This is a genomic window from Pseudomonas sp. MH9.2 (assembly GCF_034353875.1).
Taxonomy (GTDB): domain Bacteria; phylum Pseudomonadota; class Gammaproteobacteria; order Pseudomonadales; family Pseudomonadaceae; genus Aquipseudomonas.
Map to the genome: position 1 here is coordinate 1,355,553 of NZ_CP133784.1, position 22,564 is coordinate 1,378,116.

General features: G+C 57.5%; 25 protein-coding genes. 10 read left to right on the top strand and 15 right to left on the bottom strand.

All coding sequences use genetic code 11. The annotated features are described in order from the left end of the window. The first annotated feature begins 110 nt into the window (after window positions 1-110). Both RHM55_RS06265 and RHM55_RS06270 read left to right on the top strand, forming a co-directional pair. On the top strand, window positions 111-956 hold the full coding sequence (locus RHM55_RS06265; RefSeq protein ID WP_219064215.1) for an AAA family ATPase: 846 nt from the start codon (window positions 111-113) through the stop codon (window positions 954-956). 21 nt (window positions 957-977) lie between these two features. Beyond that, on the top strand, window positions 978-2,156 hold the full coding sequence (locus RHM55_RS06270) for a VWA domain-containing protein (RefSeq protein WP_322180293.1): 1,179 nt from the start codon (window positions 978-980) through the stop codon (window positions 2,154-2,156). Between the two features lie 46 nt (window positions 2,157-2,202). On the opposite strand, the gene RHM55_RS06275 is transcribed toward RHM55_RS06270, so the two are convergent. The 6 genes from RHM55_RS06275 to RHM55_RS06300 form a co-directional block, all read right to left on the bottom strand. Beyond that, entirely contained in the window at window positions 2,203-3,123 is a 921-nt protein-coding gene (locus RHM55_RS06275; RefSeq protein WP_322180295.1) for a biotin-dependent carboxyltransferase family protein, read from the bottom strand. After that, a complete protein-coding gene (gene pxpB, locus RHM55_RS06280; RefSeq protein WP_322180297.1) occupies window positions 3,120-3,824 on the bottom strand; it encodes a 5-oxoprolinase subunit PxpB in 705 nt (234 codons plus the stop codon). The genes RHM55_RS06275 and pxpB overlap by 4 nt, the downstream gene beginning before the upstream one ends. After that, window positions 3,821-4,573, bottom strand: a complete 753-nt coding sequence (locus tag RHM55_RS06285; protein WP_322180299.1) for a 5-oxoprolinase subunit PxpA — start codon at window positions 4,571-4,573, stop codon at window positions 3,821-3,823. Before RHM55_RS06285 ends, pxpB begins: the two co-directional genes overlap by 4 nt. A 174-nt stretch (window positions 4,574-4,747) precedes the next feature. Next, window positions 4,748-5,272, bottom strand: coding sequence for a DUF2937 family protein (locus RHM55_RS06290; protein ID WP_322180301.1), 525 nt, complete (start codon window positions 5,270-5,272; stop codon window positions 4,748-4,750). A gap of 13 nt (window positions 5,273-5,285) precedes the next feature. Then, the gene (locus RHM55_RS06295) at window positions 5,286-6,059 is read right to left on the bottom strand and encodes a class II glutamine amidotransferase (RefSeq protein ID WP_322180303.1); all 774 of its coding nucleotides are present in this window, start codon (window positions 6,057-6,059) and stop codon (window positions 5,286-5,288) included. A gap of 84 nt (window positions 6,060-6,143) precedes the next feature. Next, complete coding sequence (locus tag RHM55_RS06300) at window positions 6,144-6,638, bottom strand: MFS transporter (RefSeq protein WP_322180305.1); 495 nt, start codon at window positions 6,636-6,638, stop codon at window positions 6,144-6,146. A gap of 153 nt (window positions 6,639-6,791) precedes the next feature. Here RHM55_RS06300 and RHM55_RS06305 point away from each other — a divergent pair, with 153 nt between their 5' ends. Next, complete coding sequence (locus RHM55_RS06305) at window positions 6,792-8,867, top strand: S9 family peptidase (protein WP_322180307.1); 2,076 nt, start codon at window positions 6,792-6,794, stop codon at window positions 8,865-8,867. 78 nt (window positions 8,868-8,945) lie between these two features. After that, entirely contained in the window at window positions 8,946-9,419 is a 474-nt protein-coding gene (locus RHM55_RS06310) for a cyclic nucleotide-binding domain-containing protein (RefSeq protein WP_322180308.1), read from the top strand. A 3-nt stretch (window positions 9,420-9,422) separates the two neighbouring features. Here RHM55_RS06310 and RHM55_RS06315 read toward each other — a convergent pair whose 3' ends face one another. Then, window positions 9,423-9,731, bottom strand: coding sequence for a hypothetical protein (locus tag RHM55_RS06315; protein WP_322180310.1), 309 nt, complete (start codon window positions 9,729-9,731; stop codon window positions 9,423-9,425). A gap of 97 nt (window positions 9,732-9,828) precedes the next feature. Here RHM55_RS06315 and RHM55_RS06320 point away from each other — a divergent pair, with 97 nt between their 5' ends. From RHM55_RS06320 to RHM55_RS06335, 4 genes are all read left to right on the top strand, one after another. After that, complete coding sequence (locus RHM55_RS06320; RefSeq protein ID WP_219064226.1) at window positions 9,829-10,515, top strand: spermidine synthase; 687 nt, start codon at window positions 9,829-9,831, stop codon at window positions 10,513-10,515. 58 nt (window positions 10,516-10,573) lie between these two features. Further along, window positions 10,574-10,948, top strand: coding sequence for a YajD family HNH nuclease (locus tag RHM55_RS06325; protein ID WP_219064227.1), 375 nt, complete (start codon window positions 10,574-10,576; stop codon window positions 10,946-10,948). 89 nt (window positions 10,949-11,037) lie between these two features. Beyond that, entirely contained in the window at window positions 11,038-11,505 is a 468-nt protein-coding gene (locus tag RHM55_RS06330; protein ID WP_219064228.1) for an RNA methyltransferase, read from the top strand. A 99-nt stretch (window positions 11,506-11,604) separates the two neighbouring features. Further along, on the top strand, window positions 11,605-11,982 hold the full coding sequence (locus tag RHM55_RS06335; protein ID WP_322180313.1) for a DUF2892 domain-containing protein: 378 nt from the start codon (window positions 11,605-11,607) through the stop codon (window positions 11,980-11,982). A gap of 105 nt (window positions 11,983-12,087) precedes the next feature. Here RHM55_RS06335 and RHM55_RS06340 read toward each other — a convergent pair whose 3' ends face one another. Together RHM55_RS06340 and RHM55_RS06345 are read right to left on the bottom strand one after the other, a co-directional pair. Then, the gene (locus tag RHM55_RS06340) at window positions 12,088-13,305 is read right to left on the bottom strand and encodes a hypothetical protein (protein ID WP_322182764.1); all 1,218 of its coding nucleotides are present in this window, start codon (window positions 13,303-13,305) and stop codon (window positions 12,088-12,090) included. 80 nt (window positions 13,306-13,385) lie between these two features. After that, complete coding sequence (locus RHM55_RS06345) at window positions 13,386-13,835, bottom strand: YcgN family cysteine cluster protein (protein ID WP_219064230.1); 450 nt, start codon at window positions 13,833-13,835, stop codon at window positions 13,386-13,388. Window positions 13,836-14,074: 239 nt separating this feature from the next. Between RHM55_RS06345 and RHM55_RS06350 the strand changes: the two genes are divergently transcribed. Continuing rightward, window positions 14,075-14,668 carry a nitroreductase family protein gene (locus RHM55_RS06350; RefSeq protein ID WP_322180315.1) on the top strand — a complete coding sequence of 198 codons (594 nt, stop codon included), beginning with the start codon at window positions 14,075-14,077 and terminating at the stop codon, window positions 14,666-14,668. Between the two features lie 70 nt (window positions 14,669-14,738). Here RHM55_RS06350 and RHM55_RS06355 read toward each other — a convergent pair whose 3' ends face one another. The 6 genes from RHM55_RS06355 to RHM55_RS06380 form a co-directional block, all read right to left on the bottom strand. Further along, window positions 14,739-15,671: a D-2-hydroxyacid dehydrogenase gene (locus tag RHM55_RS06355; protein ID WP_322180317.1), complete on the bottom strand. Its 933-nt coding sequence runs from the start codon at window positions 15,669-15,671 to the stop codon at window positions 14,739-14,741. A gap of 112 nt (window positions 15,672-15,783) precedes the next feature. Next, entirely contained in the window at window positions 15,784-16,077 is a 294-nt protein-coding gene (locus tag RHM55_RS06360; RefSeq protein WP_219064233.1) for a YcgL domain-containing protein, read from the bottom strand. Then, window positions 16,074-17,207: a ribonuclease D gene (gene rnd / locus RHM55_RS06365; protein WP_322180320.1), complete on the bottom strand. Its 1,134-nt coding sequence runs from the start codon at window positions 17,205-17,207 to the stop codon at window positions 16,074-16,076. The genes RHM55_RS06360 and rnd overlap by 4 nt, the downstream gene beginning before the upstream one ends. A 129-nt stretch (window positions 17,208-17,336) precedes the next feature. After that, window positions 17,337-18,029, bottom strand: coding sequence for a class I SAM-dependent methyltransferase (locus RHM55_RS06370; RefSeq protein WP_322180322.1), 693 nt, complete (start codon window positions 18,027-18,029; stop codon window positions 17,337-17,339). A gap of 73 nt (window positions 18,030-18,102) precedes the next feature. Next, window positions 18,103-19,752 (bottom strand): phosphoethanolamine--lipid A transferase, encoded by a 1,650-nt coding sequence (locus RHM55_RS06375; protein ID WP_322182766.1) that lies wholly within the window; start codon window positions 19,750-19,752, stop codon window positions 18,103-18,105. 207 nt (window positions 19,753-19,959) lie between these two features. Continuing rightward, on the bottom strand, window positions 19,960-21,327 hold the full coding sequence (locus tag RHM55_RS06380; protein ID WP_322180324.1) for a glutamine synthetase family protein: 1,368 nt from the start codon (window positions 21,325-21,327) through the stop codon (window positions 19,960-19,962). A 522-nt stretch (window positions 21,328-21,849) separates the two neighbouring features. Between RHM55_RS06380 and RHM55_RS06385 the strand changes: the two genes are divergently transcribed. Next, on the top strand, window positions 21,850-22,191 hold the full coding sequence (locus tag RHM55_RS06385; RefSeq protein WP_322180326.1) for an FKBP-type peptidyl-prolyl cis-trans isomerase: 342 nt from the start codon (window positions 21,850-21,852) through the stop codon (window positions 22,189-22,191). The last annotated feature ends 373 nt before the right edge of the window (window positions 22,192-22,564 follow it).

Consider the following 22,564-nt stretch of genomic DNA (forward strand, 5'->3'; position numbering starts at 1 on the left):
AGACTGAATGGCGCCTCTGCGTTCACAGTCGCCCGGCCTGCGCGGTATAGTCGGCACATTAAGTACCTTTTTTTGCGCCGTTTCAGGCGATACCGTTCGAGGATTTTTAGATGAAGTTCGAAGGCACCAGCGCATACGTCGCCACTGACGACCTGAAGCTCGCGGTCAACGCTGCTATCACTCTGGAGCGGCCACTGCTGGTCAAAGGCGAGCCTGGCACCGGCAAAACCATGTTGGCCGAACAACTGGCCGAATCCTTCGGCGCCCGGTTGATTACCTGGCACATCAAATCCACCACCAAAGCGCATCAGGGCCTGTACGAGTACGACGCCGTCAGCCGTTTGCGTGATTCGCAGTTGGGTGTGGATAAAGTCCACGACGTACGTAACTACCTGAAGAAGGGCAAGCTGTGGGAAGCCTTCGAGGCCGAAGAGCGGGTCATCCTGCTGATCGATGAGATCGACAAGGCCGACATCGAGTTCCCTAACGACCTGTTGCAAGAACTCGACAAGATGGAGTTCTATGTTTACGAGATAGATGAAACGATCAAAGCGAAAGTACGCCCGATCATCATCATTACATCGAACAACGAAAAAGAACTGCCTGACGCCTTCCTGCGTCGTTGCTTCTTTCACTACATCGCCTTCCCGGACCGCGTCACCCTGCAAAAGATTGTCGATGTGCATTACCCGAACATCAAAAAGGATCTGGTCAGCGAAGCCCTCGATGTGTTCTTCGACGTGCGTAAAGTCCCCGGACTGAAGAAAAAACCGTCCACATCGGAACTGGTCGACTGGCTGAAACTGCTGATGGCCGACAACATCGGCGAAGCGGTGCTGCGCGAACGCGATCCCACCAAGGCCATCCCGCCGCTGGCCGGAGCCCTGGTCAAGAACGAGCAGGACGTGCAATTGCTTGAGCGCTTGGCGTTCATGAGCCGTCGCGGCAACCGCTAAGCACGAATAAGGGCGATCGCCATGCTGCTCAACCTGTTCAATGAAATGCGTGCAGCCAAGGTGCCGGTGTCTGTGCGCGAGCTGCTCGATCTGATCAATGCGCTGAAACAGCGGGTGACCTTCGCTGACATGGACGAGTTCTACTTTCTCGCCCGCACTATTCTGGTCAAGGATGAACGCCACTTCGACAAGTTCGACCGGGCGTTCGGCGCCTACTTCAACGGCTTGGAAAAGCTCGATGATCATCTCCAGGCACTGATCCCTGAAGACTGGCTGCGCAAGGAGTTCGAACGCTCCTTGACCGACGAAGAACGCGCGCAGATCCAGACCCTGGGTGGCTTGGACAAGCTGATCGAAGAATTCAAGAAACGCCTCGAAGAGCAAAAAGAACGCCACGCGGGCGGCAACAAGTGGATTGGCACTGGCGGCACCAGCCCATTTGGCTCAGGCGGTTTCAACCCGGAAGGTATCCGCGTAGGTGATGCCGGCAAGCGTCAAGGCAAAGCGGTCAAGGTCTGGGACCAGCGCGAGTACCGGAACCTCGACGATCAGGTCGAGTTGGGCACGCGCAACATCAAGATTGCGCTGCGCCGTTTGCGTAAATTCGCCCGTCAAGGCGCCGCTGAAGAGCTCGACATCGACGGCACAATCGACCACACCGCCCGTGATGCGGGCCTGCTGAACATTCAGATGCGCCCGGAACGGCGCAACACCATCAAGTTGTTGCTGCTGTTCGACATCGGTGGCTCGATGGATGCTCACGTCAAAACCTGCGAAGAGTTGTTCTCGGCGTGCAAGACCGAGTTCAAACACCTGGAGTATTTCTACTTCCACAACTTCATTTATGAATCGGTGTGGAAGAACAACCTGCGCCGTAGCGCGGAGCGCACTGCCACCCAGGACTTGCTGAACAAATACGGTGCCGATTACAAAGTGATCTTTATCGGCGACGCGGCCATGGCGCCCTACGAAATCACCCAGGCGGGTGGCAGCGTAGAGCACTGGAACGAAGAGCCGGGTTATCGGTGGATGCAGCGCTTCAAGGAAAAATACAAGAAGCTCATCTGGATCAACCCCTACCCCAAAGACACCTGGAACTACACCGCCTCGACCAACATCGTGCGCGATCTGATTGACGATCAGATGTTTCCGCTAACCTTGCGTGGGCTGGAAGAAGGGATGCGGTTTTTGGCGAAATAGCTGCCTGATCCATGGCCTCTTCGCGAAGAGGCCATTAGTTTCACCCTCAACCCTGAAAACGCTGCACATACTCCATATGCTGCTGATGCGCTGCTGTCTGCACAATCGGCTTGAGACTGACAGGTGCGCCCGGCAGGCATTGGGCCAGTCGGGCCAATGCCAACGGGGTCAACGCCCCAAGTCTTGGGTACCCGCCAATGGTTTGCCGGTCATTGAGCAGCACAATCGGTTGCCCGTCCGGCGGCACCTGAATCGCGCCCAGCGGGATGCCTTCGGAGATCAGCGGCGCGCCCTGATAAACCAGTTCCGGTCCCAATAAACGAATGCCCATCCTGTCGGCACGGCTGTCGAGGATCCACTCGCTGTTGAAGGCATCGAACAGGCTCAAGCCGCTGAACTGGCCAATTTGTGCGCCGAGCACAACGTCCAATGAACTGTTCAGGTTGAGGTCGGGGGTCAAATGATCCGGCAGAGCATGCAGGACGAACGCCGAACCGGCGTAAGACAGGTGATCCCCTTTGGCCAGTGCTTTGCCCATTCCATCCAGCCCGCCCAGTTCTTCACGCACGACCGTAGCGCAACTGCCGAGCACCGATGGCGCATCGAAGCCTCCGGGAGCCGCGAGATAAGCCCGTGCACCCAGGATCGGTTGGGTAAAGCGTAAACGCTCACCCTTGCGCATGAAAAAACTGCGCCAGGGTGCCAGCGGCCGACTGCCCAGCAACGCGCCGAGATTGGCACCCGCCAGCGCCAGGCAACAATCCTGTTCGGCGAGCAGGGTCAAGCCGCCCAGCGTCACCTCGATCACCGCCGCGTCCAGCTGATTGCCCAGCAGCTTGTTCGCCCAGGACATCGAGACCCAATCCGCCGCCCCGCCTTGGGTCACGCCCAAATGACGAACACCAAAGCGTCCGGCATCCTGCAGCAGGCACAACGGGGTGCTGGCTTCGATCAATAAGGCACTCATGCCTGCACCTCCAACGGCGTGTCATCGCCGCCCAGGCGCACGAATTCGGCATGATCGACGGGGGTAAAGCACACTCGATCACCCGGTTGCATCAAGCTGTAACCCTCGCGTTGGCGGTCGAACAATTTGCTGGGAGTACGGCCGATCAGGTTCCAGCCACCCGGCGACACCACGGGGTAAGCGGCGGTCTGACGCTCGGCGATGCCCACGCTACCGGCAGCCACACGCTTACGCGGTGTGTTCAGGCGTGGCGCGGCAAGGATTTCTTCGACCAGCCCCATAAACGCGAACCCAGGCGCGAACCCCAGGGCAAACACCTGATAGTCGCGCTCACTGTGATGCGCAATGACCTCGCTGATGCTCAAACCGCTGCGCCTGGCCAACAACGTCAGTTCCGGGCCGACGCTCAGGTCATACCAGACCGGTAACACATGGCGTTTGCCGATGGCCTGCGGATCAGGCGCCAGATCGGCCAGCGCCTGATGAATCAATTCCCGAGCCTGATCCGGACTCAACCGGGTCAGGTCGTAATGGACCATCAAGGTGGTGTAGGACGGCACCAGATCAATCAAGTGGCTGGCGAAGCGTTCACGCAAACGTGCACTGGCGGCCAGCATCCACGGCATATTCGCTTCGTCGATGGCATCGAACAGACGCACCATCAAACAATCGATGGCCACCACTTCTATGCGCAACGTCATGACGCTGATTGCTCACCCAACGCCCGGCGGATGCGCTGTACGGCACTCACCGAACTGGCGTTATCGCCATGCACACACAGGGTATCGGCCTTCAAGTGCAGTTCGCTGCCATCGCTGGCACGCAAGGGGTCACCACGGGACAGCGTGAGGGCCTGGCCGATGATGACTTCAGGGTCATGGTGCACGGCGCCCGGTAGTTGCCGTGACACCAGGCGCCCGGCGCTGTCGTAGGCGCGGTCGGCAAAGGCTTCGAACCACAACTGCACGCCGAATTCATCACCCAGCGCTTGCGCAGCACTGTTGTCGCGAGTGGCCATCAGCATCAGCGGTAATTGCGCGTCGTAGCGGGCGATGGCCTGGATCACGGCACGCAACTGCTCGGGGCTGGCCATCATGTCGTTGTACATCGCACCATGAGGTTTGACGTAGCGAACGCGGCCACCTTGTACCCGGCAAATGCCGTCCAGCGCACCGATCTGATAGTGCAGCAAGTCCTGGATTTCAGCCGGGGTACAGACCATTGAGCGCCGACCAAAGCCCACCAGATCCGGGTACGCCGGGTGGGCACCGATCATGACGTCATGGGCCAAGGCCAGGCTCACCGTTTTTCGCATGATCCCAGGGTCTCCGGCATGGAAGCCGCAGGCGATATTGGCGCAATCAATAAACGGCATCACTTCAGCGTCGAGACCCATGGTCCACGCGCCGTAGCTCTCACCCATATCGCAATTCAATAACAGGCGGCCCATAGGGAATGTCCTGTGTGCGTTGAAGTTTTGAGGAACTGGCCTCTGTAGAGCACATTTTTGAGTGTAATCGGACAGGGCGTCCAACGAATAAAACCAAGGTGCAGGGATAAGAAAAAGTGATGGAGCTTGTCAGGCAGGCCTTCGCTGCCTGACAAGCCGATGACGCAGAAGGGTTTAGCGCAGATCCCGATTCAGTAACGGCTTGCGTCGTCCGCCATTGATCACCCAGCCGATCAGCAGGAAGAAGCTCTCCACCACCAGCGCCAGCAGCAAGGCGCAGACGATACCCCAGGCGATGACCTCCGGGACCAGCAGGACTTGGTACGTGTAGGCATTGAAGGTTTCCCGACGAATGTCCGGATTGGCGGCAGAGACCACATGCCAGGCCTTGGCATACCAAGGGCCCTGCAAGGCCTGCCACTCGCGGTCGAGCAACTGATTGCGGGTCAGCAATAGGTTGAGGCTGTCGGCATCACTGCGAAACACCGGGTCTTCACTGCTACGGTAATGCGCGACCAACGCCTGTAAATCGCCCTTGAAGAAGCGTTCGGCAGTGTCGGAGTAGCCTTTGAGGCTTTGCTGCGCCTCGATCAAGTGCGCTTCCACGCGCTTGCTGTAATCGCTGATGAATCCCGGAATCTGCACACCGAGCAACAGACCCACCGTGAACAATACCAATCGCAGATAGCTTCGCAGCATAGGTCCCTCTCTTTCAGGTTCGGCCCTGGATTACGCACTCGCCGCGGCGCCAAAGGCTCCATTCCCCTGGCTCGTAACGCGTCCAGGTCTCGTTTTCGGTCAACGGCTCGGTGGCAATCACCGTCACCACGTCATTGGGGGTGGTTTCTGCCTGAAAATCGACGATCACATCGACATCTTTCAGGCGAGCCGGGCCGAACGGCGCACGCCGAGTGATGTGCGCCAGCTTGCTCGAACAGAAACAGAACAGCCAGTCGCCATCACTCAGCAGGCAATTGAATACGCCTTTACTGCGATACTCGGCACACGCTTCGACCAACGAAGGCAGCAGCTGCTCGATCTCGACCGGCTCGGAAAAGGCTTCACGGACCCGGTTGAGCAGATCACAGAAGGCCGACTCGCTGTCGGTATCACCTACCGGCCGGTAGAACGTTGCGCGTGGATTGAGTTGCGCCAACTGACCGTTATGGGCGAAGCACCAGTTACGGCCCCACAATTCACGGACGAAGGGATGGGTGTTGGACAAGCAGACCTTGCCGACATTGGCCTGACGGATATGACCAATGACCACTTCGCTTTTGATGGGGTAGCGCTGCACCAACAGCGCGACTTCCGACTCACTGCTCGCGGCCGGGTCCTGGAACAGGCGCAGGCCACGGCCTTCGTAAAAGGCGATGCCCCAGCCATCCCGATGCGGACCTGTACGTCCACCCCGTTGTATCAGCCCGGTGAAGCTGAACACGATATCGGTCGGTACGTTGGCGCTCATGCCCAGTAATTCACACATGCTTAAACTCTCGCTTCAATACGTTCAGCAATACAGGTCGCGCCGGCCTCAAGGCGAGGCGCATTTGCCAACGAAGCGGAAGTTCTACAGGCGCGGTTCAACCCGTATACGGCTGCTGGCGCTGCTGCCGGGAGCCGCTGCGGGTTTACGTCCATAACGATCACCGTCAACCGGAGCAAAGGGTTCGTCATCGTCGCTCTGCGCAGGCGTTGACGGCTCGGTCCCGGCCTGAGGCTGACGGGCTGTGCGGCGCTTTTCCAGCGGCCAGCGCACCAGCACAAAAAGAAGGTAAAGGCCAAAGGCGATCATGGCGTACATGGCCAGATCCGACACCGCTCGCCAGACGTTGTTGCCAACCTTGAAGGCCAGATCCAGCGCGGTGATTGCGACTGCCGGGGCGAATTTTTCCTTCACCGGGTCGATGATGGTCGGACTGAACAGCAAAACCGCACCCAGGACCCGCAGCGGCTCGCGCAGCCAGCGCCACATCCACCCAGTCAGCTTGAACCACACCCACAGGCAGCCCAGCGCAGCAAAAGCGTAAAGGCCCCAAGCAGTTAGATAATCGTTCTCGGTCATGACGTTCGTGGTAAGCCAGGCAAAGAGGCGCTTATGATAACGGCTTTTCGCTGACCCGGCCTCCCTGGTGTCAGTAATCGGTTGCCACCCAGCGGCAATCCTCGGCTGAATCAAGGTCTTTCACGGCCCGATTATTTTTATAGAGAGCCCCGCATGCCTTCATCCGCCACCCGCCCCACCGCGCCGATCGCTCGTAAAGACACGGGTTCCGACCCTTATGCGTGGTTGCACAACCGCGACGCCGAAGAGGTTCTGGACTACCTCAAAGCCGAGAACGATTACCTGCACGCGCAATTGGCCGACCAGGATGCCCTGCGCGAAACCCTGTTCCAGGAGATCAAGAGCCGCATTCTCGAAACCGATCTGTCGCTGCCCTCTCCATGGGGACCGTTTTTGTATTACACGCGCACCACCGAGGGCGACGAATACGCACGGCACTACCGCTGCCCGCGTCCGACGGACGACTCTCTGTTTATTGATGAACAGCAACAACAATTGTTACTTGACCCCAACGTGCTGGCCGCTGGCGGTTTTTTCTCGATGGGCGCGTTCAGCATCAGCCCCGACCATCAGCGCCTGGCCTACAGCCTCGACACCAACGGCGAAGAGGTCTATCAGCTCTACGTCAAAGAACTGAGCAGCGGCCAGGTCACCCATCTTCCCTTCGAGGATTGCGATGGCAGCATGACCTGGGCCAACGACAGCCAGACACTGTTCTTTGGCGAACTGGATGATACCCATCGCCCGCACAAACTCTATCGCCATCACCTGGGCAAGGACTCGGCGGACCTGGTTTTCAACGAACCGGACGGGCGCTTTTTCCTCAATTGCTACCGCACCAGTTCCGAGCGGCAGTTGGTACTGTTACTCAGCAGCAAAACCACCAGCGAGGCCTGGGTGCTGGACGCGGAAAAGCCCGATCAGGCGTTTATCTGCCTGGCGCCGCGCGTCGAAGGTCATGAGTACTTCCCGGACCACGGCCAAATCGATGGTGCATGGAGCTGGCTGATCCGCAGCAACCAAAGCGGTATCAACTTCGCCCTGTATCAGGCGGCTGAAAAAGCCAGCGGCGCACCCTCCCGTGAAGACTGGCAAACCCTGATCGCTCATCGCGACACGGTGATGCTTGAAGGGTTGAGCCTCAATGCCAAAGGCATGAGCCTGAGTTTGCGCGAAGGCGGTCTGCCGATCATTGAAGTGCATCCCCAAGGTCTTCCGTCTTATCGCGTGCAATTGCCCGATGCCGCGTACAGCCTGTATGTGCAGGACACGCTGGAGTTCAAGAGCGAAACGATTCGCCTGCGTTATCAATCGCTCAATCGCCCGTCGCAGGTGCGCCAATTGACGCTGGCCACGGGTGAGCAGGTGGTGCTCAAGGAAACCCCGGTGTTAGGCCCGTTCGACCCCGACGCCTACGTCAGCCAACGCCTGTGGGCAACTGCGGCCGATGGCACGCAGGTGCCGATCAGCCTGGTGGTCAAGCGAGAACTTCAGGGCAGCTCGACGCCCCTGTACCTCTATGGATACGGCGCTTATGGCGAAAGCCTGGATCCGTGGTTCTCCCATGCGCGCTTGAGCCTGCTTGATCGCGGCATCGCGTTCGCCATTGCCCACGTGCGCGGTGGCGGCGAATTGGGCGAAGCCTGGTATCGCGACGGCAAGCAAGAACACAAGCAAAACACCTTCGGCGACTTCATTGCCTGCGCCGAACATTTGATCGACAACGGCCTGACCACAGCCGGGCAATTAATCATCAGTGGCGGCAGCGCGGGTGGTTTGTTGATCGGCGCGGTGCTTAATCAGCGCCCGGAGTTGTTCAAGGTGGCGATTGCCGAAGTACCGTTTGTCGATGTGCTGAACACCATGCTCGATCCAGACTTGCCGCTGACCGTCACAGAATACGACGAATGGGGTAACCCGGAGCAAGCAGACGTGTATGAGCGCATCAAGGGTTACGCGCCGTATGAAAATGTCAGCGCCCAACCTTACCCGGCGACCCTGGTGATTGCCGGTTACAACGACACCCGCGTGCAATATTGGGAAGCGGCCAAGTGGGTGGCAAAATTGCGCGCCAACAAGACCGACGACAACCTGTTGCTGCTCAGGACCGAACTGGGTGCAGGACACGGAGGTATGAGCGGTCGTTATCAAGGGCTGCGCGACGTGGCGCTGGAATACGCGTTTGTTTTAAAAGTACTGCACTTGACCGAGGGAACTCCCAGCGTTTGATGGGTCTTAGAAGTGGGTCTGCGTCGCAGGCCCTTTCCATCGCCCCCCTTCTCCAACCAAAAAAAAGACTGTCGAGCCATGTCAGAACCCACCTCCCTGAACAATGAAATCCGCGACATGCTGATGGACTGCGGTCTGTTCAATACCTTGCTACCTGCCGACTTTCAGGCGGCAGCGGGCTATTTCAGTATCAGCACCATCGAGCAAGGTCAGGATATATTTAAGGAAGGCGATGCTGGCAGTTTCATGTGCATCATCCATTCCGGCAGGGTCTCGGTGCGCAAACTCAACAGTGATGGGCAATCGATCGAGATCGCCAACCTACGTAAAGGTCGCGCGTTCGGCGAAATGGCGGTGCTTGACGGTGAGCGCCGCTCAGCCAGTTGCTTCGCGGCCACCCCTTGCTGCTTGCTGAATATGGGCAAGGACTCGCTGGATAAAATGCTCAACGACGCACCCAAAATTGCCGCAAAAATCATTCGCGCGATTGCCGTCGCATTGTCCAAACGCCTGCGCATGGTCGACGGACAACTGCTTGCGCAGCAGGTCTGATCGCTACAAACTTTTTTGCGTGCTGTCTTTTTGCGACGAGTCTTCCGGGTGCTTGCCGTTTTGCTCAAGACCCGGCAGCGGCTGGTCCTTGGGCGGGCGCGGCATTTCTATTTTTGGCAGCAACGGCGCATTGCCGTCGTTCCCACCTACTCGGGGGATGCTGGGCGGCATCACCTGCGGATAGGGCGTCGGCGTTGCTGTACCCGGCGAACCGGGGGCCGGTGTCGTGGGAACAGGTTGCAGATTGTCTGCACAAACGGCAGTTACCGAGAGCGTCGCCAGGACAATCGCCGTTAGAATAGAGCGCTTCATCAATGGCCTCCGATGCCAAGCAATTTTCGTCAGGCTCAGGCTACTCCTTGCGCGACAAAGTTGCCCTCTCAAAAAGCTGTCTTTCAATGAGTTCTCAATGAAACGTTTCGTTCTGCTCGACACCACTCCGATTCCCGATAACGGCGGTGCCCTGTGCCTGTTCGAGTACGGTGAAGATTTCGTGATAAAAATTCAGGGCGGCGATGGCGGCCAGTTGATGAACACGCGCATGCACGGCTCCGAAGACGCGCTCGCCGAAATCCCCTGTAAAAAAGTCACCCATCGTGTGCTTCCACGGGTATTGATTGGCGGATTGGGCATGGGTTTCACCTTGGCCTCTGCGCTCAAGCACCTGGGCAAAAACGCTGAAGTCGTGGTCGCCGAGCTGGTGCCTGGCGTGGTCGAGTGGAATCGTGGGCCGCTGGGCGAAAAGTCGGGTAATCCATTGCTCGATCCACGGGCCAAAATTGTCGTTCAGGATGTCGCTCAGGTACTCAAAAGCGAGCCCCAGGGCTTCGACGCAATCATGCTCGACGTTGATAACGGCCCTGAAGGGCTGACGCAGAAGTCCAACAGCTGGCTCTATTCGTCTGGCGGCCTTAGCGCCTGCGCCCAGGCGCTAAGGCCTAAAGGCATCCTGGCGGTCTGGTCGGCCAGCGCCGACCAGAAGTTTTCCGACAAGCTGCGTAAAGCCGGTTTCAAGGCTGAAGAGGTGCAGGTGTTCGCCCACGGTAACAAGGGCACCCGGCACACTATCTGGATCGCGGAAAAACTCAAAGGCTGATCACGCAGCAAAGCGCTAGACTTGCATCCATTACCGATCAGTAAAACAGGTGAAACCCATGAGTTCGGCCAACCCACCCTCCCACACCGCCAAGCTGGACCGCATTCTGGCCGATAACCAGCGCGACCGTGAGATGGGTTATCGCGACAAAGCGTTAAAGATGTACCCCCATGTTTGCGGACGTTGTGCTCGTGAATTCGCAGGCAAGCGCCTGAGCGAATTGACCGTGCACCACCGCGATCACAACCACGACAACAACCCCCAGGATGGCTCCAACTGGGAACTGCTGTGCCTGTACTGCCACGACAATGAACACTCGCGGTACACCGATCAGCAGTATTTCTCCGAAGGCTCGACCAGCAGTCCGAAGATTGCCAAAGCCACCCACAACCCCTTCGCCGCCTTGGCGGGGTTGATGAAGAAAGACGAGTAGCCTGTAAACGATGATCGTGCCCTACCCTCTGCGTGGGAACGATCATCTATGCCGTATAATCGCCAGCTTTCCTTCAAGAGCACCGGCACGTGGCGAATAAACGGTACAGCTGCATTGGTTTGTATAACCCAAAATCCCCGGAAAACGTCGGTTCGGTGATGCGTGCGGCTGGTTGCTACGGCGTGGCTTCGGTGTTCTACACCGGCAAACGCTATGAGCGTGCCCGTGATTTCATCACCGACACCAAAAAAGTCCATCAAGACATTCCGCTGATCGGCATCGACGATCTGAAGAAAATCCTGCCTCTAGGCTGCGTGCCGGTCGCCGTGGAACTGGTCGAGGGCGCCCGCTCGCTGCCTGAATACACGCACCCGGATCGCGCTATCTACATCTTCGGCCCTGAAGACGGGACGCTGGATAAAAGCATCCGTGACTGGTGCGAAGACGTCGTGTACATCCCCACCACAGGCTGCATGAACCTGGCTGCCACCGTCAATGTCGTGCTGTATGACCGCATGGCCAAAGGCAACAACACCCGGTCCGGCCCCAAGTTCTGAATCCACCCGGCGACCGATGACGCCCCTCCCGATTGAACAGTTGTGTCCGGGGGCAGTCAGCTTTAATGAACTCACCTCATCTCATCATGGAGAACGATCATGAGCGACATCCCAGGTAGCGAACGCATTGACTCCACTCCTTTCGAGACTCAGCCCCAGCAAAACGTGCAAGGCTGGGAGCGCGCGGCCTCTTTGGCGGGTGGCGTACTGATGATGGGTAAAGGTCTGCGCCGTGGCGGCTTTTTGGGTTTGGTCCAGTTGGCCGTTGGCGGCGCGGTGCTGGCGCGCGGGATCACCGGGCACTGCGCGGCAAAAAGCCTGATCGAACAGAGCCGCAGCGACATGAACAAGGCCCGTTCACGTATCGAACGCGCCGGCGCAAAGCTGAGCCAGCTGAAAACCAATGCTGAGGTTGCGACTGAAGCGGCGGCGGTGACCGGCAATGATTCGTTGAAGCGTTCGAAAGCCGGGGTCTGATTCAAACCTTGCCGCGCCGGACTTGCCGCTTTCGCGAATGAATTCGCGCCCTCGGAGCTCCTGCTCTGGTGGAGCGAGTTTATGTGCGAAGAGCGCGCAACGCGTCTACTGCAACAACCCGCTCGCCAACACCGTGGATGGCCCACCGATCACGCTTTCACTGAGCTGGATGAATTCTTTGGTACTCACGGTATCGAGGCGCATCAAGCCCTGACTGACGTTATCCAGCGACTTCTCGTTGCGGGTCTGCTGGCGAATTTCGCGGTCCAGTTCCTGCAATAGCAACACGGCCCGAGCAACAGCCGCCGCGCTGATCCGCTCACCGCGCAGGGTCGTCACCTTGCGGCTGACCTTGGTCATATTCGCTTGTACGGTTTGATACCGCTCTTCGCTCATGCCCCCGGCTCGGCGCATCAACTCAATGGCGTAATACTCGGCCAAGCCATCGCCGATCCATTCGCTGCGCGGGTTGCCATTGATTCGGCTAAACACATGAACCAATTCGCGCACCAACGGGCTGGTCCCGCTTTCGCTGACCACCGGCCGGGCGCTGTTGAGGTAAATGGAGTTATTACCCGCCGTCGCCCCGCGCCACATCGGGTCAGCAGCTCCCACCACTAACAGCTTGAGCGGATTACGCGGAAACACCGCTTGCAGCTGCGGCCACACGAATGTCAGCATCGTCAATACGTCCATTCGGCGCATGCCTTGGCCCTGCGGGGCGGTCACCGTGACATCGGTTTCGCCCAAGCGGGTGCGACGGCTGCCAAGGGTACCGGCCAACATCCATCCTGTGGGGCGATCAAACAGCCGCGAAATATTGTCGATCCGAAAGCGATTTTTGCCAATGCGTGGCCAAGCGGTTTCCACACTGACCCAGCCGCTAGGCAGTTCGAACTCAAGGCGTGAGACCAGCTGGGTACCGTCCTGCTGATCAAGTCGGGCCGGAGGCACCAGATCCTCGCCGCGCATCAACGCCCAGGCTGGGGTCATCCGTGTGTCGAAACTCACGACCTTGCTTGAAGCCAGGCTTGCAGGCGTGTGTGCATGGCTGATGCGCACGCGATAAGTCAGGCTTGCCTTGCCACTGGCCGGCCGCCAAACCCCGCGTTGACTACCCACCGTTTGCCCGGCATTGGGCCGCCACTCGCCGTCAGCCTTGAAAGCACTGTAGTCACCCTTGTTACCCAAATCGAAATCAAGACTGCGCACCGCCTCTCCCTTCGACAGGGTCAGGCGCACTTCAGCCTGATCGCTCTGGGGCAGTAGTTTGACGTAGTAATCCAGATCAACATTCTTCGCCGCCAGCAACGGCGTGCTCATCAGCAAAGTCAGCAACAACAGCAAGGACAACGGCAGTGGATAACGCACAGGCTTACGACTCCTTGTTGAACATGACGACGTCAGCCTGCACGGAAAATCAGGTGTTCTTCCCAATCGTCTTCGGACACGCTGTTCTCGCTGAGCATGCGCCCGGACTGAGAGATACGCTCATGGTGGACCGCGTCGCGATCACCGCACACCAAATGGTGCCAGAGCGGCAGATCCTTGCCTTCACTGACCAAGCGGTAGCCGCAGGTCGGTGGTAGCCATTTGAATTCATCGGCCTGGCCTGGCGTCAATTGAATGCAGTCCGGCACTGACGCACGACGGTTGCTGTAATCGGTGCATTGGCAGGTTTTCAGGTCCAGCAACTTGCAGGCGATGCGCGTGTAATAGACGCTGTTGTCCTCTTCATCTTCGAGTTTTTGCAGACAGCACAGACCGCAGCCATCACACAGCGACTCCCACTCGTCTTGATCGAGTTGCTCGAGGGTTTTGCGTATCCAGAAAGGTTCGACTTTAGCGGCCATGGGTTTGGGCAATCAGCATCAAAGAATGAAAGGCCGCCAGTCTAGTGGCACAAGAGACGCGGGCCAAGCGTTGGCGACTGTCGGTAAGGCCGGACTTGTCAGATGTCGACCGGCAAAGTACTTTTATCAGCCTGATTTCGACGATGCCTGCCGTCCACGGCCCATCTCGCCACGCCCGGCAAGGCCTGATGAACGCTCTGCTGAGTTGTCTATTCCTTTGTCATTTAGCCAGGATATTCATGAGCATTAATCCCCGCATCGCCGATTACCCGATCGACCCACAATTTACCGATCGTTGGTCGCCACGCGCCTTTACCGGCGAGGCCATTCCCGAGGAAACCCTGCTGAGCTTTTTTGAAGCCGCACGCTGGGCGCCGTCGGCCTATAACTCGCAGCCGTGGCGCTTCTTGTATGCTCGCCGTGACACACCTAACTGGGAGCGCTTCCTCGGCTTGCTCAATGAATTCAACCGCGGTTGGGCACAGCATGCATCGGCACTGGTGATTGTGATCTCGAAAACCACCTTTACTGCGCCCGGCGCCACGGAAGAAACCCCAGCCCTGTGGCACACCTTCGACACCGGTTCAGCCTGGGGCCACCTCGCCCTGCAAGCCAGCCTGAGCGGCTGGCACACGCATGGTATGGCCGGCTTCGATCAGGAACTGACCCGCAAAGAATTGAAAATCCCTGAGGGTTATGCCCTGCACGCAGCGGTTGCGATTGGCAAACTCGGCGACAAATCGACCCTGGCGGAATACCTGCAAGCCCGGGAAACACCAAGCCCGCGTCGTCCGCTGTCGGAACTGACAGCCGAAGGCGATTTCAGCCTGTAAACCGATTGCACATATGCGTGCAGGCTGTGTGAGAGCGAATAGATTCGCTCTCACACAATTGCGCAGCGCCCTAATAACCTCTGGAAAAGTCCACTTCTCCGCGCAACGCTTCTCCCGCCTGAAATGCCCGCACGTTATCGACAAACAGCTGGACCATCGCCGCAGGCGAAGTAGGCGCCGAGCTATGTCCTGTCAATAACAGGCCCCAGGCCGTCCAGAATGGATGACGTTGCGGCAATGGCTCCTGACGACAGACATCGATCACCGCGCCCGCCAAGTGTCCTTCCTTCAACGCTTCGACCAAGTCCGCATCAACCACCGCCACACCCCGCCCGACGTTGATAAACACGCCCGTCGGCTTGAATTTTGCGAACAGTTTCGCGTCGAACAGGTCGTGGGTTTCCGGGGTGTTTGGCAGCAGGTTGATGACGTAATCCACTTCGCCGACCAGGCGATCCAGATCCGTCAGAGCGCCCACTTCAACGAACGGTGCCTGGGTACGCGGTGCAGAGGCAATGCCATACAGCTCTACGCCGAACGGCAGCAGGAACTGCGCCACGCTCTGGCCGATATCGCCAGCACCGACAATCAACGCCTTGCGCCCGGCCAGGCTCTGGCTCAATCGGTTATCCCATTTGCGCTCGACCTGGCTAACCAGCCGCGCCAGCACTTCACGCTCATGGCCCAGCATGTAAGTCAGCACAAACTCGGCCATGACCTGGCCGAAGACGCCCACGGCACGGGTCAACCGGTATTCCCGGGGCAGACCTTCAGCCAGTAATGGGGTGATCCCGGCCCACGTCGATTGCAGCCACTGCGGGGTATGCCCCTGGCGCAACAGGGTGGCCAGCAGGTCCGGTTGCCCCAGCCAGACCGGGCAGTCTGCGGCCATTCGAGACAGCTCGGCCGAATCGCCGGTGCTCATGACTTCCAGGTCGGGTGCAATCTGGCCCAGCAATTGGGTGTAAAGGGGGTAATCGTGTTCAGCAATCAGAACGCGCATGGCTCAAAACCTTTAAAAACAAAACATGCGTCTATCGACGGGGGCAGCCCCCATCGATATCAGTCGCACTCAAGAAGCAGTCCACTGCGCCGACGTGTCGGACGAGGGCTCTTTACAGAGGATCGTTACGGCGCAGCAGCTCTTCGGGAAGGTGCTCGATGTACTCGTCTTCTGCTGGCGGCATTTGCAGGTGATAGCCCTGCTTGTCGAGATTCTCAAGCACTTGATTGATGTCCTCGCGGGACAGCTTGCGCTCGGGGCTAAGCACCAGATCGAACGTATGGGTCGGCGGCCCGAAAGCGATCAGCAAGTCTGCGGGCACCTTTTTGAGCGCATCGCTTTTGAGCACGTACAGGTACATCTCGTTTTTACGCGGGCTTCTATAAATGGAGCAAATACGTTTCAAGGCTGTTCTCCAGCAGAGGCAAGGCTGTCGAGCAGCGCTTGGCCCATCAGTTCGCGGCGCCAGCCACGCAGCGAATCAGGCAATTGATAGGGACCATTGGGATAGCCACTTTTCAGCAACGCTTCCAGGGTCTTTTTGCGCAGCATCAGTTCAGGGGCCATGTTCAGCCTCTCAGCTTGTTGCTGGCCGATAACACGCAACGTCTTCAGAACCGCTGCAGCTTCGATAGGCAATGGCTCAGGCAACGCTTGAGGCCACTGATCAGGAGGCAGGCTGGCGGATTTCTTGATCAGGTCGATCAGAAACTCACCGTCCTGTCGCACGGTTTTGGGATGCATATCTTCAATTTTTGCCAGCGCAGAAAGGTTGTCCGGCTGGGTTTTGGCCAAGGGCCACAGTGAGTGCTCGCGGATAACCCGATTGCGCGGCAAGTTGCGGGCCCGCGCCTCACGTTCGCGCCAGGCACACAACTCGCGCAACACCGCCAGCTGCGAGCGGGACAACTTCCACGCCAGCTTGGCTTCGCGGTAAAGCTCGTCGGGATCGGTTTCGCGGCGCAGATTGGCGACCAACTCCGCACCGTCATCAAGCAACCAGGCGTGTTTCTCTTCGGACAGCTTGGGCTGCAGGATGCTGTAGACCTCAGCCAGATGCACTGCATCTTCCGCAGCGTAGCTGATCTGAGTCTCGGACAACGGACGCTGCAACCAGTCGGAACGGGTTTCGCCCTTGGGCAAGTCGATCCCCAGCACTTCCTGAACCAGACGTGAATACCCCATGGAAAACCCGAGATTCAAGTACGCAGCAGCCAACTGCGTGTCGAACAGCGGCGCAGGCAGACTGCCGGTCAGACGCAGGAGTACTTCCAGGTCTTCACTGCAGGCGTGGACCACTTTTATCACGGAGGGGTTTTCGAGCAGCGCGCACATTGGCCGCCAGTCGTTGATCAGCAACGGATCGATCAGGTAGGCGCGAGCACCATCACCGATCTGCAGCAACGCGGCAATCGGGTAAAAAGTATCGACCCGCATGAATTCGGTATCGAGGGCGACAAAGGGCAGTGACTGCCATTCGCGGCAATGTTGGGCGAGGCTGGCGTCGTCGCGAATCCAGTGAATATCAATGGCCACACGGCTCTCCCTTGAAGAATGGCGCGCAGTATATATCGCCCTCACCGGTTACCGCGCATCTGCACTGCAAGTCTTGAATAACTTCCTGCAATCCTGCGATGAAAACCCGACCGATGACCGGGTTGAAACTTATGATTTACGCAACACATAAACCCGCCACATCGCATAGCCGGGCAGAACATCATGATGGCCGAGGATCTGGAAACCAGCCTGTTCGAATTCAGCTTCTATAGCGGCCCGGCTTACGACAAAGCGATTCATCTTCGAGGCTATCGGTTCAGCGCTCGCGCGACCGCGCTCTAAACGCTTGCGCCGCCAGGCCTTGATGTTGCCATCCACCCACAAGGACACAATGACGGTGTCACGGGTCACCCTGTGGAATTCACGCAGGATTGCCGAGCGCTGATCACTATCAGCGACATGATGAAACAGACGCATACAGAAAATGCAGTCCACCGCATTGGCTGACAGGTCGATAGAGAGCGGCGATGTCTGAAAGGTCTTGATCCGTTTAAGCTTTTCAGCTGGAAAACTGGCCTCGGCAACGGCAAGCATTTCCAAGGAGGGGTCCGCTGCCAGGACCACCCGATTGGTATGTTCGGTCAGTACCGGCCAGAAACGGCCTGCCCCCGTGGGCAGAGCCAGAACCAACCCAGGGTCGCCAGCCACCTTCAAGGCGTGCCTGGCCAATTGCTCATCACGCCAATGGCCAAGTTGTCCTGAAAACCCAAGAGGATGTTTTTTCAGAGAGTGCCGAGCGAGTTCATGCTCGCGCCGCCTGGAAAATTCACGATCAATGGGTGGGGGTGGTTGCGCAGACATGGCCAGCAGACTCTTTATAAATGATCAGCAGATAAACGGCCAAAAGCCAAAACCAAAGGTATCCATTACAACGCTACTGACTGGCCAGCACACCGTCTGTCATCACCCCACGACAGCCCGCGAACATATCGAGGCTGGGGTCGTAGACGGTGCTGTCGACCTGCAACAAGCCGAGCATGGAGTGAAACAGGTTGTCTTGACTCAAGGGCGCATTTCGCTGTTGCTGCACACAGTTCGCATTGAGCGAAAACGCGTGTTGATACGCCTCAGAAAACCAGGCCACCATCGGCACATGTTTCTGTTGGTCCGGCGCCAGCAGATAGGGCGTGCCGTGCAGGTACAAGTTGTACTCGCCCAATGACTCGCCGTGATCGGACATATACAGCATGGCGGTATCCACCTTGCCCTGATTGCTGCGCAGGGTATCGATCAAGCTGGCCAAGACATGGTCGGTGTACAACAAGGTGTTGTCGTAACCGTTAACGATGCTTTCACGACTGCAATTATTCAGGGCGTTGCTTTCGCATACCGGCGTGAATTTTTCAAACGCCTTAGGGTAGCGTTTGAAATACTCGGGACCGTGACTGCCCATTTGATGGAGCACCAGGACCGTGTCCTGATCCAGGTTATCAATAAAATGCTGCAGCCCCTGCAGAAGGATTTCGTCGCGGCATTCGTTATTGGCACACAGCACCGGGTCCTGGAGCTTGCTCACGTCCTGGACGGTGACTCGATCACAGGTACCTTTGCAGCCTGACTGGTTGTCGCGCCAGACAACGTTCAGCCCTGCATGCTTGAGCACATCAAGAACGCCCTCTTGATTCTTGGCCTTGCTGGCGCTGTAGTCCTTGCGCGCCATGTTGGAAAACATGCAGGGCACCGACACAGCTGTCTCGGTCCCGCAAGAATGTACGTCGCTGAAAGCGATCACACCCTTCTCTTTCTGAAGCTGCGGTGTTGTATCGCGGTTGTAGCCAAGGATCCCGAAATTCTCGGCTCGCGCACTCTCCCCCACCACCAGTACTGTCAATGATTTTCGGGTGTGCAGGTCCCAGCCGGTTGACCGTTTGGCATCTTCGCCAATTTTCACGAACGGGCGTTGTGCCGAAACGACCTGCTCACGCAAGTACCCCACCGATGCACCGATATAATTGCTCGGCACCACCATCAAGCGCAGTTCGTGATGATTGCGAAACAAGGAAGACAAGCCCTGATAGTTCGCCATCGCGACCACACCGATCAGCCCGGTGCAGGCCACGGTGACCAAGGCTTTACTGATCAGATCATGGTGCCAGCGACGGTAGTTGATCGTGGTTTTCCAGAGTATCAAAGAAGGCACGATACCCAACAATACGATATACACAGCCATCTTCACCGAGAGCAAGTCACGCACTTCAGTGGCATTGGTTTCAGCAAAATTCCGCAGCATCCCAGTGTCGATCATGACGCCGTACTGGCTCATGAAATAAGCCACGCTGGAACTGACCAAAAACAAGAATATCAAGACGGGCTTTAATACACGTTTGAACGCCAAAAACGTCAACACAATATTAAAAATGCAGAGCACCATGACGCCGAAGGCAACGCGCATGGCGATGCCTTCCCAGTCCGCAGCCGTGATTGCAAAAAGATGCAGCCACAGGGTTACGTTGAACCCGAACAGCAAAAAACAGCTGGCAATCAGGGTGACAAGCTCAGGGCGTACAGCTTTGACGTTCAGAATGAGGCCTGCTTGATCAAAATAAAAAATACGCCGAAACAAACCTGATCACTGGCCACCTCCGACGTGAAAAATATTAATCAATCAAGCATCAATTTTTTGTGAAAAGGATGCGAGCGAAGGGTTCAGGATGGTTTCTTTTCCTGTAGGAAAACAAACCATGGCAGGCCAGAACCTTCCTTCACCATGCCTGTTGGCTACATTGCCTGCCTAAGCCTGATGTAAATACCAGCGCCAATCCTGTTCACCTACTTCACCCATGAACTGCCGATACTCGGCGTGTTTGACGGCAAGATAGACCTGCAGAAACTTGCTGCCAAATACATCTCGTGCCCAGCCAGAGGCTTCCAGCGCACGTAAAGTCGTCAGCCAGTCTGTCGGCAATAATTGCGCGGCCTGCGAATAACCATTGCCTTCGACCGGTGCGCCGGGGTCCAGTTGCTGGCGGATACCCAAATGAATACCCGCCAGAATCGCGGCCGCTGCCAGATAGGGATTGGCATCGGCACCGCAGATACGGTGCTCGATATGGCGGGTGTATGCTGGACCGCCCGGTACGCGCAGGCTGACCGTGCGATTGTCTACCCCCCAGGTCGCCGACAACGGTGCGTAGCTGTTGGTCTGGAATCGACGATAAGAGTTGGCGTTCGGACAGAACAGCAATAACGAATCAAGCAGCGTCGTGAGCATCCCACCCACGGCGTGGCGCAACAGTGGCGTGCCGTCAGCGGCCTCGCTGGCGAACAGATTGTTACCCTGTTCGTCCGCGAGACTGACATGCATGTGCATGCCGGTGCCGGCCAGGTCATCGAACGGCTTGGCCATGAAGCAGGCAATCATTCCGTGCTTGTGCGCGATGCCTTTGACCAATCGCTTGTAGCGGACTGCTTCGTCCATTGCCTGCAACGCATCGGCACGGTGCTCAAGGGTGATCTCTACTTGTCCCGGCGCATATTCGGAGATCGCTGTGCGCGCCGGAATCCCTTGCAACTTGCAGGCACTATAAAGATCGGCGAGAAACGGCTCAATCTGTTCCAGTTCACGCAAGCCGTACACCTGAGTCGCCACAGGCCGGCCGCCATCCACATCCCGGTGCGGCTGCGGACGGCCATTGCTGTCGCGTTGGCGATCAAGCAGATAAAACTCAAGCTCCGCCGCCATCACCGGGTAATACCCGTCAGCCTTGAGCCCATCGATAACCTTGACCAACAGGCGGCGCGGGTCCGCTACCGATGCCGGCATACCTTGTTCCGGGTGCATGCTGACCTGCACCGCCGCCGTGGGAATCTGCCTCCAGGGCATGCGCTGCAGACTGCCGGACACCGGATAAGCGCGGCAATCGATATCGCCCACATCCCAGACCAGCCCGGAGTTTTCAACGTCTTCACCATTGATGGTCAGGCCAAGAATCGTGCTTGGCAACGGCCGGCCGCTTTCATACACCGCGAGTAATTCATCACGGTGCAGCAACTTGCCGCGAGGTACGCCGTTGTTGTCGAGGATGAACAGTTCGAACATCTCGATATCGGGATTCAGCTCAAGAAAACTCAGGGCTTCTTGCAGGGGAGCAAAACTCATGGCGATTCACTTTTTCTTCCAGGCACGCGCTCGGGCGCTTGCCGGTTGGTAAACACACACGTTGCCGCACGCTAAAAAACGTCAGGCAAATGCGAATGAAGGTTTAACCAGAAAAAGAGCCATCCGGTGGACGCGCATGACGACAATGCCACAACGCCCAAAAGTCCAACTCGGAAGGGAGCGCGCAGGTACCTTGCACCGACATTGGCCGGGGGTGTTGAGACGGAACGCAGGTCACGGCTGTACCAGCCAAAAGTCCGTGCCTGATCCCTCCGTTCAACCCATCCATAAAAAATGCCGCCGACAATAGATGTGTTGCAGCGTCACACAGCGCTATAGGTCATTCAATCCAGTTTTAACAATGCTTGGTTACCTGAGGACTAAACATTCACCCTCTCCACCCTCATCAAATGCCCTACAGGACAAGTTCACTTTGATGGGGCAACGTCGTGGGCTACGATCACGCTTCCTGAACAGACGTTGATAGCGTTTCAGCGTTTGTCGAATGAACGAGAGTACGTGATGAGCAGCGAATTACAGGTCGTGGACATTCAACCCGGTGACGGCAAGGCAGTGGTCAAAGGTGCCCTGATCACCACCCAATACAACGGTTTTCTGGAGGACGGAACCACGTTCGACTCCTCCTATGATCGCGGCAAGCCTTTCCAGTGCGTCATCGGAACCGGACGCGTGATCAAAGGCTGGGATCAAGGACTAATGGGCATGAAAGTCGGCGGTAAGCGCAAACTCTTTGTGCCGGCCCACCTCGCCTACGGCGAAAGGCAGGTCGGCGCCCACATCAAGCCGAACTCAAACCTGATTTTCGACATTGAGTTGCTGGAAGTGCTGACGCGGGATGATTAATGACGCGACGTTCAGATCATTGCCAGCCGCTCGACGCAGGGTTGCACCTCTTATGGATTTGCAGACGGAAACCACCCAGTCCGTAAAGCAAATGATCGCCACTCTGCGCGGGACGTTGCTGTGGGTGAGCGCCTGACCCGCTTTGCTGAGCAGATCAGCGGCGACTCCCGCAATATCTGCAGATCACGATTGATCGAGTGAACCGCGACACCAATGTGTTCAGCCGCATCAAAACCCGAAAATGCGGAACGCCGCCTGGGCGTAATTGCGACTCTCGTCTATATCACCAACGGCTCTAGATCAAGCCTTTTCGGTCAAAATCTGTGTCACCTATCTGCTATAACCCTGCCACTTCTCTGTAATGATCTCCGGT